The organism is Microbulbifer maximicatervae (SeqCode) (genome assembly GCF_052467225.1).
The window spans coordinates 846377-861286 of sequence record NZ_CP174303.1 but is presented as its reverse complement, the minus strand read 5'-3'; the positions used below and the strand labels follow the sequence as shown (position 1 = coordinate 861286).

General features: G+C 51.4%; 10 protein-coding genes. 5 read left to right on the top strand and 5 right to left on the bottom strand.

The genetic code is table 11. The features are described from left to right. Nucleotides 1-472: 472 nt before the first annotated feature. Entirely contained in the window at nt 473-994 is a 522-nt protein-coding gene (locus tag ACJJIZ_RS03735; protein WP_444915240.1) for a peroxiredoxin family protein, read from the top strand. A gap of 67 nt (nt 995-1061) precedes the next feature. On the opposite strand, the gene ACJJIZ_RS03730 is transcribed toward ACJJIZ_RS03735, so the two are convergent. Continuing rightward, a complete protein-coding gene (locus tag ACJJIZ_RS03730) occupies nt 1062-1397 on the bottom strand; it encodes a PAS domain-containing protein (protein WP_444906941.1) in 336 nt (111 codons plus the stop codon). A 200-nt stretch (nt 1398-1597) separates the two neighbouring features. On the opposite strand from ACJJIZ_RS03730, the gene ACJJIZ_RS03725 reads away from it, so the two are divergent. Continuing rightward, nucleotides 1598-3496 (top strand): hypothetical protein, encoded by a 1899-nt coding sequence (locus tag ACJJIZ_RS03725; protein WP_444915239.1) that lies wholly within the window; start codon nt 1598-1600, stop codon nt 3494-3496. Between the two features lie 69 nt (nt 3497-3565). On the opposite strand, the gene ntrC is transcribed toward ACJJIZ_RS03725, so the two are convergent. The 4 genes from ntrC to glnA all read right to left on the bottom strand — a co-directional run bounded on the left by ntrC (nt 3566) and on the right by glnA (nt 8524). Continuing rightward, entirely contained in the window at nt 3566-4972 is a 1407-nt protein-coding gene (gene ntrC, locus ACJJIZ_RS03720; protein ID WP_444906939.1) for a nitrogen regulation protein NR(I), read from the bottom strand. A gap of 3 nt (nt 4973-4975) precedes the next feature. Beyond that, nucleotides 4976-6058: a nitrogen regulation protein NR(II) gene (gene glnL / locus ACJJIZ_RS03715; RefSeq protein ID WP_444906938.1), complete on the bottom strand. Its 1083-nt coding sequence runs from the start codon at nt 6056-6058 to the stop codon at nt 4976-4978. Between the two features lie 316 nt (nt 6059-6374). After that, nucleotides 6375-6929 (bottom strand): DUF4124 domain-containing protein, encoded by a 555-nt coding sequence (locus ACJJIZ_RS03710; RefSeq protein ID WP_444915238.1) that lies wholly within the window; start codon nt 6927-6929, stop codon nt 6375-6377. A gap of 188 nt (nt 6930-7117) precedes the next feature. Beyond that, complete coding sequence (gene glnA / locus ACJJIZ_RS03705) at nt 7118-8524, bottom strand: glutamate--ammonia ligase (protein ID WP_108734896.1); 1407 nt, start codon at nt 8522-8524, stop codon at nt 7118-7120. Between the two features lie 325 nt (nt 8525-8849). Here glnA and thiI point away from each other — a divergent pair, with 325 nt between their 5' ends. The 3 genes from thiI (at nt 8850) to ACJJIZ_RS03690 (ending at nt 14880) form a co-directional block, all read left to right on the top strand. Then, complete coding sequence (gene thiI, locus ACJJIZ_RS03700) at nt 8850-10331, top strand: tRNA uracil 4-sulfurtransferase ThiI (RefSeq protein ID WP_282930812.1); 1482 nt, start codon at nt 8850-8852, stop codon at nt 10329-10331. Nucleotides 10332-10531: 200 nt separating this feature from the next. Beyond that, on the top strand, nt 10532-12340 hold the full coding sequence (gene typA, locus ACJJIZ_RS03695; RefSeq protein WP_282930811.1) for a translational GTPase TypA: 1809 nt from the start codon (nt 10532-10534) through the stop codon (nt 12338-12340). Between the two features lie 533 nt (nt 12341-12873). Beyond that, complete coding sequence (locus ACJJIZ_RS03690; RefSeq protein WP_444915237.1) at nt 12874-14880, top strand: glycosyl hydrolase family 18 protein; 2007 nt, start codon at nt 12874-12876, stop codon at nt 14878-14880. Nucleotides 14881-14910 lie beyond the last annotated feature (30 nt).

Genomic DNA, 14910 nt, shown 5'->3' with positions numbered 1-14910 from the left:
TCCGTGATACCTCTGGCATGCAGAGCGGTTCTCAATCAAGGCGCGGCTTCGCAGGAATGTCCAGACCTTTCAAGAAGTCGCAACGCGGAGTGTGAATCGCTCTGCAAGCCCCGAAGGCGGGCCTTGAAGGCCACAGCTGCTGCGTTGCAGCTCTTGCAAAGGACTGAGCCATTCGCGGCGAGCTGCGCCTAACATCTGCAGCCTTCAAGACCCGCAGAGGCATTACGGAGTTATTCAGAGGTTCCTTAGGTAAATGCCAAAACGAATGCGACTAGGCCCAAAGTGGCAGAGTATAGAAAAGGCTGTCAAAGCGCATTTAAGCCCCTGCAAAACGGCAAGTCCATAACGGTGCATTGACGCACCAATATTCTTACTTTGGCGCATAAAGCATAGCAGTTATAGCTGAGCTATTGGCCAGTTAGACCTTAGGGCAGTAGCATAGGCGTATCGGTAAACTACAAGGGAAATATTCGTGAAATATCTGCTGACTTTCTTAATTACGGCGTTTATCAGCCTTCCCACCCTCGCTCTGGAAGTTGGTGAAATGGCGCCAAATTTCACTCTACAGGGGTCTGATGGCCAAACCCACACATTGGCGGACCTCCAGGGCAAAAGCGCTGTTGTGATCGCCTGGTTTCCCAAGGCATTCACCCGTGGCTGTACCATAGAGTGTAAATCGCTCGCCCAAAACGGTCACTTGATCAAAGATTATGAAGTCACCTACTTTATGGCCAGTACAGATGATCTTGACGATAACACCCGATTTGCTGAAGAGAGCGAAGCGGACTTCCCGTTACTCAGTGACCCCACCGGTGAAACGGCTAAAGCGTACGATGTACTTATTCCTGTAATGAATATCGCCCGTCGCGTTACCATTTATATTGGTAAAGATGGACGAATTAAAAAAATTGACAAGGATATTAAACCGGCAACCAGCGCAGAGGATATAGCGCGAACGCTTGGTGAATTGGGAACTAAAAAAGTTTCAACCTGAAGGGTAATCCAGATCAATTACTATAAATATCAAATAGCTCAAATTTTGGGCTATTTGTATTGCAAAATCACTTTTTAATAGAAAAAGAAATTCCAAAACAACATTGCTCTCCTTCAAAATCTGCCAGCCACTTACACACACTTAGGTTAACTTCACCCAGGCTAGATTGAACGACATGTTCGAGAAGGTAATCGGGCTCCCCTGAGGAAAATACACGCTGATCAGCCTCACGTAACGCTTTGGCATTCTCTGCCCAGGCCAATTGGACATCAGTTTTACCAACCACATCCTCTCCAGCCAATTCGCATATCCTTTGGTTACCCCAAATATATTTCTCACTTTTATCTTTTACCCAAAACAAGAATGGAACGTCATCAACGACTTTCAATTCATCTCGAGTCATATAACACCTGTGGATTGCTCACATAAAGCATTTAATAAAAATAATAATAGCTGAGTTAATCGACCCCATAAGCTCATAAAAAAATAAAAGGAAAACTTCGCTATATAACTTAATGCATGCGTACCACTATTATGCCGTGCAATTTAACTTCACAAAGGTATCATACGGCCAATAATTAATATTGAATATAGAGAGAGGTTATGAAGGAACTGACCAGACACCTAACAATACTGGCAGCATCATTGATTCTTGTTAGTGCATGTAGCGGAGGTGGAAGCAATTCATCTAGCCCAGAGCCGACACCAGAAGTACCATCAATTACCCTACATGGAGTCTTTGACGAAAGCTTCTCTGAGTTTCCAGAAATAACAGTCAGCATTGGCGAAAGCCATTATACTGCCGAGCAAACAAACAACAATGAATTCACGGTTGAAATAGAAGGCGGACATAGCGACGAGCTAGTAACCATAATTGCGCAGGGTGCGGTCTCAGATGACTGGAGTTATAGTTTTAAATCCTATGCTGGGTCATTTAGTGAACTTTCGAGCCAAGCAATAAATAATGAAGTAAGCTACCTCAACAATAACCCGGGTTTAGTGTTAAACAGCTTATCAGCGTCGATCTCCAACCTTGCAGAGATATCAAACAACAACAGTGAAATCACAACCACTGAAGACCTAAAAAAACATATTTTCGAAGTGCCTATGGAGGATGCTATTAATTTAGCTATATTCCTAAAAGGTGCAATTAATGAAGAGTTCTCAGACAACACGAACTTTTTCTTTCTCGAAGATAGATATTCAAATACGACAGACTTCATCAGAGATTATTCATTCTCAAAAGCCTATGTAGAAGACATAATTCAATCAAATCAAGAGTATGCAGATGAGCTTCTACTGAAAATCCTAGACAATAATTACTCTCACCAACAGAATTACAGGCTGAATGAATCCTTAGAAACAATCTTTTTGACTGGAAGCTCAGGCAGCGACAATTTAATACCCGGGGTCATACAACTCAAGGAAGAATTACAAAATTCCGGCACAGCTAATTTTATTGGAATTGGAGAGTTCACTCTGTCACTGGATGAGGACGGTGACATTAATGGACAAATAGCTGACGGAGTAAGCTGGGGCAGGTTCAGCCTTCATAACTGTATAGATATTCGAAACAGCAACTTTAATACAAGGCATATTTATTCGACGCCATATAGCCAGGTACTGGAGATCAACCTCAATAGCACTTGTACAAGCCAGAGCGGGGAGCAATATGAATACAGCGAAAAAAGATACTTAAACACCATAAATACAAGTTATTCCGCCTCCTGGGAATCAATTCCCAGTCACTTTTCAACTAAAACTTACCATCCAAATTTCTACCAAAACTGCAACTGCAAATACTTCTCTGGAAAGTTCAGCATGGACTCTGAGAATACTGGTAAAGAGAAATTTGGGCCGGACCTAAAAGAAGAAGAAACATTTTCAGCAGTTCTAACTAATGAATTAGTCATAAACTACGAAAGTGGCCAACAAACACGTTACATTCCCACGAGTACATTCGGAAATGCGACCAGGGTCATTGCCGTTAGCACAGGTAGCGATGGCACAACAGATATATTTTCTAGTTTTTTGGTTGAAGAAGATGACACACCACTTGAGGCTCCTCCATTAAGAGTGGAGACTCACACTTCATTTCCAACTCCCAATATTTGGGCAGTCGTTTATTCCGATAATGGAACTATTCAACAAGAATTTACCTACCCTCTCGATCCATTCAATCCATTTTCTGACTATGACTGGATGACGGATGAACGCAAAGGCTCGTGGGAGATAGCAGCAGACGGCTCAATAGTTTCGAACCACTACTATGATCCAAATCTGGAAACGGAGGAGAATTCCACTGCTGCTTACCTGCCATCTTGCGAGGGACAATCTGAAGACTGCATACTATGGAAAAAAAGGCGATTACGACTTATCAATACCGATGAGGATATCTACTATCTTGAATCTTACCTTGAAATCTTCTCTTCAAGACTAGAAGAAGGCCAGACAGATTATAAAAACGGCTTCATTGGCCGCTTTAAAAAAGTAGATATCTAAAACCAGCTGCAATCTATTTTAATTGAAAAATGTGCTTGGAGAAAAATTTTCCCCAAGCACAAATTCTCTTTATTCCCCACCGATCTCCAATTCTTTTAGCTTCCGTGTCAAGGTATTTCTACCCCATCCCAATAGATCAGCTGCATCGCGTTTACGCCCAGCAGTATGCTTAAGCGCAATTTCTATTAACGCTTTTTCAAATGCGGGAACAGCCTCATTTAAAATTTCGCGCTGCCCAGAGGATAGGGCCTGGTCAGCCCACAAGCGCAGTGCTTTTTGCCAGTCTGCCGGTGTTTCTGTCGTCGCGCCCTGCTGATGCAACTCCTGTGGCAAATCTTCAATATGCACCTCGCGCCCAGAGGCCATCACGGTAATCCAGCGGCAGGTATTTTCCAGTTGTCGTACATTACCAGGCCAATCCAGCCCAGAGAGGTACTCCTCAGTTTCCTTGGTTAGGATCTTTGACTCCACCCCCAGATCTTTTGCCGCAGCATTAAAGAAATGCCTCACCAATCGCGGAATATCCTCACGGCGATCCGCGAGTCTTGGAATATGGATGCGAATAACATTCAGGCGGTGAAACAGGTCCTCGCGAAATTTATGCTGACATACCAACTCTTCCAGATCCTGGTGAGTCGCCGCAATAATACGCACATCCACTTTGACCGGGGTGTGGCCACCGACACGGTAAAATTCACCATCAGCCAACACGCGCAATAACCGGGTTTGCGTATCTGCGGGCATATCACCAATTTCATCTAGAAACAGGGTGCCACCATTGGCCTGTTCAAAACGTCCGGCACGCTGGGAGCTGGCACCGGTAAAGGCCCCTTTTTCATGGCCAAATAATTCAGACTCCATCAGGTCCTTGGGTATAGCCGCCATATTCAATGCAATAAATGGCTTATCCCTGCGCGGACTGTGATTGTGCAGAGCCTGCGCCACTAACTCCTTACCGGTGCCGGATTCACCGTTGATTAAAACGGTGATATTGGAGTGAGACAAACGGCCAATCGCACGGAAGACCTCCTGCATCGCCGGCGCTTCTCCAATAATTTCTTTATTACCCTGACCATTTTCCGGCTCAACCCGTTCTTCAGCACTCTGTTCACTGGCGTGCATCAATGCGCGCCGGGTTACCGCTACGGCCTCATCAATATCAAATGGCTTAGGCAGGTATTCAAAGGCTCCCCCTTGGTAAGCAGCTACCGCGCTATCCAGGTCCGAGTGCGCAGTCATAATAATTATCGGCAGACTCGGTCGTTCAGCCTGGAAACGCTGCAACAATTTAAAGCCATCGGAGCCCGGCATGCGGATATCACTGATTACTACATCCGGTGAATCGCTATAGAAATCATCCAGGGCGCGGTCGCCACTCTCGTAACACTGGGTATCAATTCCCTCACGCGATAGCGCTCTCTCCAGCACCCAGCGGATTGATCTGTCGTCGTCAATAATCCAAACGCGATTACTCATTCTCTAGGTTCCTGTATTAGCTAATTCGGTAGTCAGGGGCAGATAAATTTGGAAAATGCTACGGCCGGGTTGGCTGTCACACTTAATCAGCCCCTTGTGCTGATTAATAATGTTCTGGGAAATTGAAAGTCCAAGACCTGAACCCTCGGCGCGGCCGGATATCATCGGGAAGAATATCCGCTCGCGAATTTCCTCCGGTATGCCCGGGCCGTTATCTTCAATTTCTATACGGCAGACCAATGGGCAGTTGCGGCGGCCAATGGTGAATTGGCGCTGGATACGCGTACGCAATACCATCTCCCCACTACTGAGGCCAATACTTTCATCGATGGCTTGCATGGCGTTGCGGGCAATATTAAGCAGCGCCTGAATCAATTGTTCGCTATCGGCGGGAACATCGGGAATAGACGGATCGTAGTCCCTGCGAATTTGAAGCTCACCGATACACTCTGCATCCAGTAATTGGGCAACCCGCTCCAGAACCTCGTGCACATTAACCGGCTCCAGTACTACCGGCTGGCGTGGTCCCAATAAACGGTCAACCAGATTGCGCAGGCGATCCACTTCCTCGATGATAATCTGTGTATATTCGTCTAACTCCCGGTCCGGCAACTCGCGCTGCAATAGTTGTGCCGCCCCGCGGATACCACCGAGGGGGTTCTTGACCTCATGGGCCATACCGCGAACCAGGTTTCGTGTCGTTTCCTGGGCACTGAGCAGCGCATCTTCCCTGGCAATTCGCAACAGGCGATCCATCGGCTGCACTTCCACAAGTAGCACAGAAAACTCGGGGACCGGGCTGACTGAGTAATCCACGGTCCGGGTTTCAAGATTGTTCAACCTCCAACTGGCCCGGCGCACTGTATACTTCTCATTTTTGCGCAATGCTTCCCGCATAGCCTCATAGGCAGTGGGAGATTCTCGCACCACCTCCTCCAACTTCGAGCCTTTAACCCGGGTACTGGAGGCGGCAAACAAGTCCTCAGCAGCATTGTTCAAATAGCAAAGCGATAAGTTTTCATCCAGCACCAACACTGCGGAAGTCAGGCTATCGAGTAATTGGCGCAACTGGCGATCATTCAGCATTCACAAAATTTCCGATTCATTCCGAGGCTCTGACCAAACTCCTTTTGGTCACCCCCAGCAAACTAGCGCTGTATCTAGTCAGTGCAAAAAGCAAACCAAAATGGCGCATAAGCTGGCATTTGTAGGCGGGAGCAGCTTCAACCGGACACAATCAGTGCGCAGTTAGCAATAGCTGCATTGCGAGTTTTCGGTCTCAGAAATGGGATGCCGCCAAACACAGAGAGAATGCACCATAAAGGTGCACAGGTCAAAAAACAGGCAGCCTGAATTTAGGGCGAAGCAAAGGGTTTCGGGAGCTTTGCACTCCCTCAAACATTCACCCCCGGGCTATGGTGCGCTTTACATGAATTGTGACCGTTTGCGACTGGGCCAATACTTGCCCTTTGGGCCCTAGCAGAACCGCCTTGAGCGTATGGGTACCGCGGACCAGGGCAGAGATATCCAGGGAGTTACCAGCCGAACTTCCCTGCCAGCGCTGCCCATCGATAACCGCATAAAAGCTAGCGCCCTCTGGATATTTGGGAGCCACATCCACCTGAAGCGCTATCAACGTCTGCCCTGGCGGTATAGTCGCCTCATTAATTGGACTCACAATTCGAATCGATACCGGCCCCAACTCTTGATCATCACTTTTGGGAGACAGCTTTCTTGTGGGCAGCTGGCGGGGCAGCGCAATTGGCTGGATATTGATTGGGGCTAAATCCACTTTCTCTGAGTTGCCATTTGCCGGTGGTGTATCGCTAAAACTGACCTGGCCATCGGGCCCAACCACTTTGTAGATCGCGCCAGCCTCTTCATTCTCTTGAGAAGCCGCAACTGCCGCCAGAGGCATTGCGAGTAACAGGGCCTTTAATTGCCAAAACCTTGCCATAGTGTTTTCGACCGCAGGGCGGACGCTCCTTTCTTCCCAGATCGGGCCAATGTGATATTCCTGAGCCTCCGCACAGCGGCACTCAATTCACTTCCACTGACAGTGTACCCGCAATAAAAAAGCCCGCACCAGAGTGGCGCGGGCTTTTCGAGAACGGTTCGACGGCATCATCGTGATGCCGGTCGCCATTACACGGAGTAGTACATATCGAACTCGACCGGGTGAGTGGTCATGTTCAGACGCTCTACTTCTTCACGCTTCAGCTCGATGTAGGCATCGATAGCATCGTTAGTGAATACACCACCGGCTGTCAGGAACTCACGATCCTGGTCCAGAGCATCCAGGGCGCCTTCCAGGCTGGAAGCGACAGTCGGGTACTCAGCCAGCTCTTCCGGCGGCAGATCGTACAGATCCTTGTCCGCAGCATCGCCAGGGTGGATCTTGTTCTTGATACCATCGAGACCCGCCATCAGCAGTGCGGCGAAAGACAGGTATGGGTTGGCGGTCGGGTCCGGGAAGCGAGTCTCGATGCGCTTGCCTTTCGGGGAGGGCACGAAAGGAATACGGATAGACGCAGAGCGGTTGCGCGCAGAGTAAGCCAGGATTACCGGCGCTTCGAAGCCAGGTACCAGACGCTTGTAAGAGTTGGTGGAAGCGTTACACAGCGCGTTCAGGGCGCGAGCGTGCTTAACGATACCGCCGATGTAGTACAGAGCAGCTTCGGACAGACCAGCGTAGGCGTCACCGGCAAACTGGTTTACGCCATCCTTGCTAAAGGACTGGTGAACGTGCATACCGGAACCGTTATCGCCAACCAGCGGCTTGGGCATAAAGGTCGCGGTCTTGCCGTAGGCGTGGGCAACGTTGTGTACAGCGTACTTGAGGATCTGTACTTCGTCCGCTTTCTTGGTCAGAGTGTTGGCGGCAACGCCGATCTCACACTGGCCGGCAGTACCTACTTCGTGGTGATGCACTTCTACGCGCAGGCCCATCTGTTCCATCGCAGAACACATTGCGGCGCGAACGTCGTGCAGGGAATCCACCGGAGGAACCGGGAAGTAACCGCCTTTAACGCCGGGGCGGTGACCAATATTGCCTTCGGCAAAGTTGTGACCAGAGGACCAGGCTGCTTCTTCGGAGTTGATCTTGTAGAAGGCGCCGCCCATTTCAGCACCCCAGGTAATATCGTCGAATACGAAGAACTCGGGCTCGGGACCGAACAGAGCGGTGTCACCCAGACCAGTGGACTTCAGGTATTCCTCAGCGCGCAATGCGATGGAGCGAGGATCTCGCTCGTAACCCTGACCGGTAATTGGGTCAACGATGTTACAGCGAATGATAACAGTGCTCTCATCGGTGAAGGGGTCGAGGAAAGCGGTCTCGTCGTCCGGCATCAGGATCATGTCGGATTCGTTGATGCCCTTCCAACCGGCGATGGAAGAACCATCGAACATTTTGCCTTCTTCAAAGAACTCACCGTCAACTTCCGACGCAGGGATGGAAACGTGTTGTTCTTTACCCTTGGTATCGGTAAAGCGCAGGTCTATCCATTTCGCTTCACTTTCATTAATCAAACCGAGCGTTTTCGCTGACATTGCAGTCCTCCAGGTCTTGAAAAGTAATTGGTCGCTATGCCTTGCTGTCGCTGCCGGCATTCACTCTCTACCTGGCGTGAAATAAAGCAAGGAGTGTGCCAAATTAGGGCAATCGCCTCATAGTCCCGGTTGGCGCCGGTGCGAGCCCCAGCAAAGTGCTGACGCAGCCAGGATAGATGTATTGTGGCCGAGCAGCCACATAAATACGCACCAAAATAGAACATATTTGTTCTCGCTTCGCCCGCAAACAGTGCACAACCAACTTGGCTCTGGCTAGTTTATAATGCCGCACCTTCTATCAACATGCGGTACCCCACGGATTCCCATGCACTTTGTCGTCAAGTTTTTTCCAGAGATCACCATCAAGAGCAACCCTGTGCGCAAGCGCATGTCGCGCCAGCTCAAGGACAACCTGCAGCGCCTGCTGCGCCAGCTGGACGACCGTATCCAGGTGCGAAAGGATTGGGAAAAGATCGATGTGATCGCGCCCGATGCTGTGTCCCACCTGGGTGGACGTATCGAAGAGGTGCTCTCTCACACCCCCGGCATCGCCAACTTCTCCCGCGTGCGCCAGTTCCCCCTGGGTGACCTGCACGACATGTACGAGAAAACCCTGTCGGTTTGGGGCGCAGCCCTGAAAGACAAGACTTTCTGTGTACGGGTTAAACGCACCGGCAAACACGACTTCCAGTCTCTGGATGTGGAACAGTATGTGGGTGGCGGCCTCAACAAGAATACCGAGGCATCCGGAGTCAAACTGAAAAACCCCGACATCACCGTTAAGCTGGAGATCCGCCACGACAAGCTCAACGTGATCGAAGAGCAGCATCCCGGCCTGGGCGGCTTCCCCCTGGGCACGCAAGACCCGGTTTTGTCACTGGTCTCCGGTGGCTTCGACTCTACCGTGGCCAGTTACATGACCATGAAGCGCGGTATCCGCACCCACTTCCTGTTCTTCAACCTGGGCGGACGCCAGCACGAGCTGGGCGTGAAAGAAGTCGCCTACTATCTGTGGAACAAATACGGCGCTTCCCACCGGGTGCGCTTTATCACCGTGCCGTTTGACGAAGTAGTGGCAGAGATTCTCGAGCGGGTCGACGATTCCCATATGGGCGTTATTTTGAAACGCATGATGCTGCGCGCTGCCGATGTAATCGCCAAGGAGCTGGAGGTGGACGCCGTAGTCACCGGTGAAGCCATCGCCCAGGTTTCTAGCCAGACCCTGAAAAATCTGTCGGTGATCGACAGTGTTACCAACACCCTGGTTTTGCGCCCACTGATCACCACCGACAAGACCGATATTATCCGCACCTCCCGGGCCATCGGCACCGAAGAGTTTGCCGCCAATATGCCGGAGTACTGCGGCGTTATCTCGGTTAAACCCACCACCCGCGCCAAAATTGAAAAGGTGGAGTCCGAGGAAAACCGCTTCGATTTCACCGTCCTCGATCGCGCTATCAGCAATCGGGTGATGCAAAATATTGATCAGGTGATCGAAGAAGTCGATGGCGAAGCACCGGATGTGGAGATCCGCGAGGAGCCGGGCAGCGCAGTGGTTATCGATATCCGCCACCCGGATGAAGAGGAGCTGGACCCGTTGGAGCTAGGCTGTGAGGTGCAGACTATTCCTTTCTACCGTCTCAACAACAGCTTTGCCCACCTGGACCAGGAGCGTGAGTACCTCCTGTATTGCTCCAAAGGCGTTATGAGCCGCCTGCACGCCTCACACCTGTTGGATGAAGGTTTTCGCAATGTGGGCGTGCTGCGCCCGCTGATTCCCCACAGACCGGAAACCATTAAGAAGTAACTTCTGCTCAAGGCGCGGGCAACCACCGCCCGCGCGGGTTTTAATGCAATCACCCCCCCGGGGCGGTGATTTTTTACTCAAAATCACTCCCAATTGTCATGCGGCCCCCCTATAATCGCCGCCTTTGGCCGGAATGCTGCTGTAGAAACCCCGCAGGCCCCCGCCCCGACTTACCAAGATTTAACGCCCAGAGGCCCCCAGTGATAGAGAATCTGCGCAATATTGCGATTATCGCCCACGTAGACCATGGCAAAACCACCCTTGTGGACAAGCTGTTGTCCCAGTCCGGCACTCTCGACCGCCGCGACGAAGGCGCCGAGCGCGTCATGGACTCCAACGATCAAGAGCGTGAGCGTGGCATCACCATCCTGGCGAAAAACACCGCTATCCGCTGGAATGACTACCGCATCAATATTGTCGACACCCCAGGGCACGCCGACTTCGGCGGCGAGGTGGAGCGCGTACTGTCCATGGTGGATTCAGTTCTGCTGCTCGTAGACGCAGTAGATGGCCCCATGCCGCAGACCCGCTTCGTAACCCAGAAGGCGTTTGAGCAGGGCCTCAACCCGATCGTGGTGATTAACAAGATCGACCGCCCCGGCGCTCGCCCCGACTGGGTGATGGACCAGGTATTCGACCTGTTCGACAGCCTCGGCGCCACCGACGAGCAGTTGGACTTCCCGGTTGTCTACGCCTCCGCCCTGAACGGCATCGCCGGTCTCGACGACACCGACCTGGCCGACGATATGACGCCGCTGTTCCAGATGATTGTGGACAAGGTTGAGCCCCCGAAGGTTGACCCCACCGGCGCCTTCCAGATGCAGGTTTCCGCTCTGGACTACTCCAGCTACGTAGGCGTAATCGGCGTTGGCCGTATCACTCGCGGTACCCTGAAGCCGAACCAGCAAGTGGTAGTTCTCGATCGCGAGGGCAACTCGCGCAAAGCCAAGGTCCTGCAGGTTATGGGTTACCTCGGCCTGGAGCGTGTAGAAGTGGAGCAAGCCAGTGCTGGCGATATCGTGTGTATCACCGGTGTGGGTGAGCTAAATATCTCCGATACCCTGTGCGATCTGGATACTCCAGAAGCCCTGCCCGCCCTGAGCGTGGACGAGCCCACCGTAAGCATGACCTTCCAGGTCAACGACTCCCCCTTTGCTGGCCAGGACGGCAAGTTCGTTACCTCGCGCAACATCAAAGAGCGTCTTGACCAGGAGCTGATTCACAACGTGGCCCTGCGTGTAGAGCAAGGCGACTCTCCTGATAAGTTCAAGGTTTCCGGCCGTGGCGAATTGCACTTGTCTGTCCTGATCGAATCCATGCGCCGAGAAGGTTTCGAGCTGGGCGTTTCCCGCCCCGAAGTGGTGCAGAGAGAGGTCGACGGAGAGATCCACGAGCCTTATGAAGAAGTGGTTATCGATGTTGAGGAACCTCATCAGGGGCCCATTATGGAAGAGCTGGGCCTGCGCAAGGCCGATCTCACCAATATGGAGCCCGATGGCAAAGGTCGCGTGCGCCTAACCTTTATCGTGCCCTCGCGCGGCATGATCGGCTTCCGCTCCCAATTCCTTACCATCACCAGTGGTTCTGGCATTATGACCAGTATCTTCGACCACTACGGTCCGGTGAAGCAAGGTGAAGTGGCCAAGCGCATCAACGGTGTACTGGTTTCCATGGTCAAAGGCAAAACCCTCGCCTATGGTCTGTTCGCACTGCAAGATCGTGGTCGCCTGTTCCTGGGCCACGGCGAAGAGGTCTACGAAGGCCAAATCGTCGGTATTCACTCCCGTGGCAACGACCTGGTGGTAAACCCCACCAAGGCTAAACAGCTCACTAATGTGCGCGCGTCAGGTACCGACGATGCACTCACTCTGTCACCACCCATTCGTCATACCCTTGAGCAGGCTCTGGAATTTATCGAAGACGATGAATTGGTAGAAGTGACTCCTAACTTTATCCGCCTGCGCAAGAAAATTTTGCAGGAAAATATGCGCAAGCGCGCGAAGAAATAATTAGTATTTTCTTCAACTTTAAAAAGGGCCCTCTGGGCCCTTTTTTGTTTTTGCCATATCATGACATCTTCAATCCCTGAAGAGGGACAATCAAAAACTTCTCCGTAGCAACATTTCATAGTAAAGAGGTGATTGATTAACTCGACAGAAGCCGTGCTGCACTAAACTGCAGGGAGGCTGCCTGCAAGAGGCCGTAAATATCGCTCGCCAGAATCCGGTATTTTTTTCCGATCTCTTACCCCAAAAAGAAAATTTATCTTCTTTTGATATTAAATAATCGACCATTTTTATCGTTGACCTGCTCAAATATTTATTCCTGGAAGGTGCAATTAAATTTATGTACGCACTTTTTATTGTCCCCATCACAAAACTACAGCGGAAATAAATATAGCCACTCAGCCACTACTCTCCGTGGCTTGCACATTTATTCCACATTTCCTCGCGGAACTTTTACCTCTCCATTTATTCAAATTTTTCCACATATAACGACAAATTTCTTTATACATAATTAAGACCTATGGGAGGTCAATCTAATGTTTTCTTTCCTGCAATCTCAGGATCGAACAAGGATGTTGGTGGGCAGCCGCAGTGAACGCGGATCTAAATTTGGGTTTAAATTAAAAGCTGCGGCGGCACTCGCAGCAGCAATCGCCATCAGCGGAAACGTCAGCGCACAAGAAACCTCTAAACGTGTATCTGCCTATTGGGCCGATTGGGAATACTGGGCCGACTCATCCTTCACCCATGACAACGTGGATTTCTCCAAGCTCACTCACGTTCAGTACGCCTTTGCCTGGAATGACGAAGACGGCAACATCTACTTTACAGACCCCTACGTTTTCTACGGCCTGGGCGCCCAATCATTTTCCGGCGGCGCCGGTGATGGTCCCGTAAAATGCTCGCCGCAATTCTGGCACCCCTACAGCCAATACGATTCCAGTATTCAGCCCGCGGTCTGCCAGGGCTGGAATGACCACGAATCAGGTTTTGTAAAATCGGTACATGACGACGGTGCCAAGGCGATCCTGTCTATGGGCGGCTGGACCCTCTCCCACAAAGTCTCTGAGATGATGGAGAGCGACACCGCACGTGCAGCCTTTATCGAAAATGCAGTGACACTGCTTACTGACTGGGATTTCGATGGTCTCGATCTCGATTTCGAATACCCCGGCTATGCACCGAACGGCGGACGCTCGATCGACAAAGAAAACTTCACCACCCTGCTGCAAGAGCTGCGCGCGCGCTTCGATGAGGTTGAAGCGGAGACCGGCAAAAATCTGGAACTGACCGCTGCCGTGGCCTGTGGCCCCTCGATTGCAGAAGAGGGTTATGATTTTGCTGCTGTGGGCGAAGTCCTCGACTATGTCAACCTGATGACTTATGACTTTGGTGGCGACTGGGATACCGTAGCCCAGCATACCTCGCCGCTGTACCCCTATGAAGGCCAGGTCAACGAAGGCTTCGACGCAGACAGCTGCCGCAATATGTGGATGACTGAGGGCAATATTCCTGCTGAGAAGATCACCCTGGGTATGTCCCACTACGGCCGCAGCGTGGCTGGCGCCACCGCAATCGGTGAAGCCGCCTCCGGACAAGACGTCGCTCACTGGGGCTCTGACACCGAGACGCGCTACTACCAGATCGTCGAGAAAATGCAGAGCGACTCTTCATTCCAGACGGCTTACGATCCCGAGGCCGTCACCCACTATGGTTGGTTTGAGGATGGCGGTTTTATCTCTTTCGAAGATACGACTTCTATCGCCGCACGCGCCCAATATGTGCTCGACCAGGGCCTTGGTGGCGTGATGATCTGGCAGCTACGCGGTGGAATGCTATTGGAGAACAATGAATACCAGTATCCACTACTCGATGCCGCACTCGAAGTTTTCGGACAGGGTGGCTCCAGTGATAGCGATACCGGAGACACTGGCGACACTGGCGACACTGGCGACACTGGCGACACCAGCGACACCGGAGACACCGGAGACACCGGAGACACCGGAGACACCGGAGACACCGGAGACACCGGAGATACTGGCGACACCGGAAGTGGCGGTGGCAATAATAATGGCGGAAGCAGCACCTGCGTCGCGTTTGAGCAGCCCTATGCCGGCGACCCAGGTTATTCAGTCGGTGACGTTGTTGTCTTTGAAGGAGTCGCCTACGAGTCCACCCACGAGCCAAACTGGTGGTCTCCAGGTTCCGCGCCATCGCTGTGGACCGAAACCACCTGTCAAACTGAGGGCGAAGGCTCTGACAATGGTTCCGACAGCGGCTCTGGCGATAGCAACGACAATGGCTCCGATAGCGGTTCTGACGACAACGCCGATAACGGTTCCGATGACAACACCGACAGCAATCAAGGTTCAGGTGAAACCACTTCCTGCCCCGAATTCCAGCAGCCATATGCTGGTGACGAAGGCTATCAAGTTGGCGACCTAGTAACCTTTGAAGGCCAGGTTTACGTGTCTACCTTTGGACCCAACTGGTGGTCCCCGGCTAACGCCCCCCAGTACTGGGAAGCGAGTTCCTGCCAGTAACCTGGATACACTTTGGCCGCCTTCTCAAGG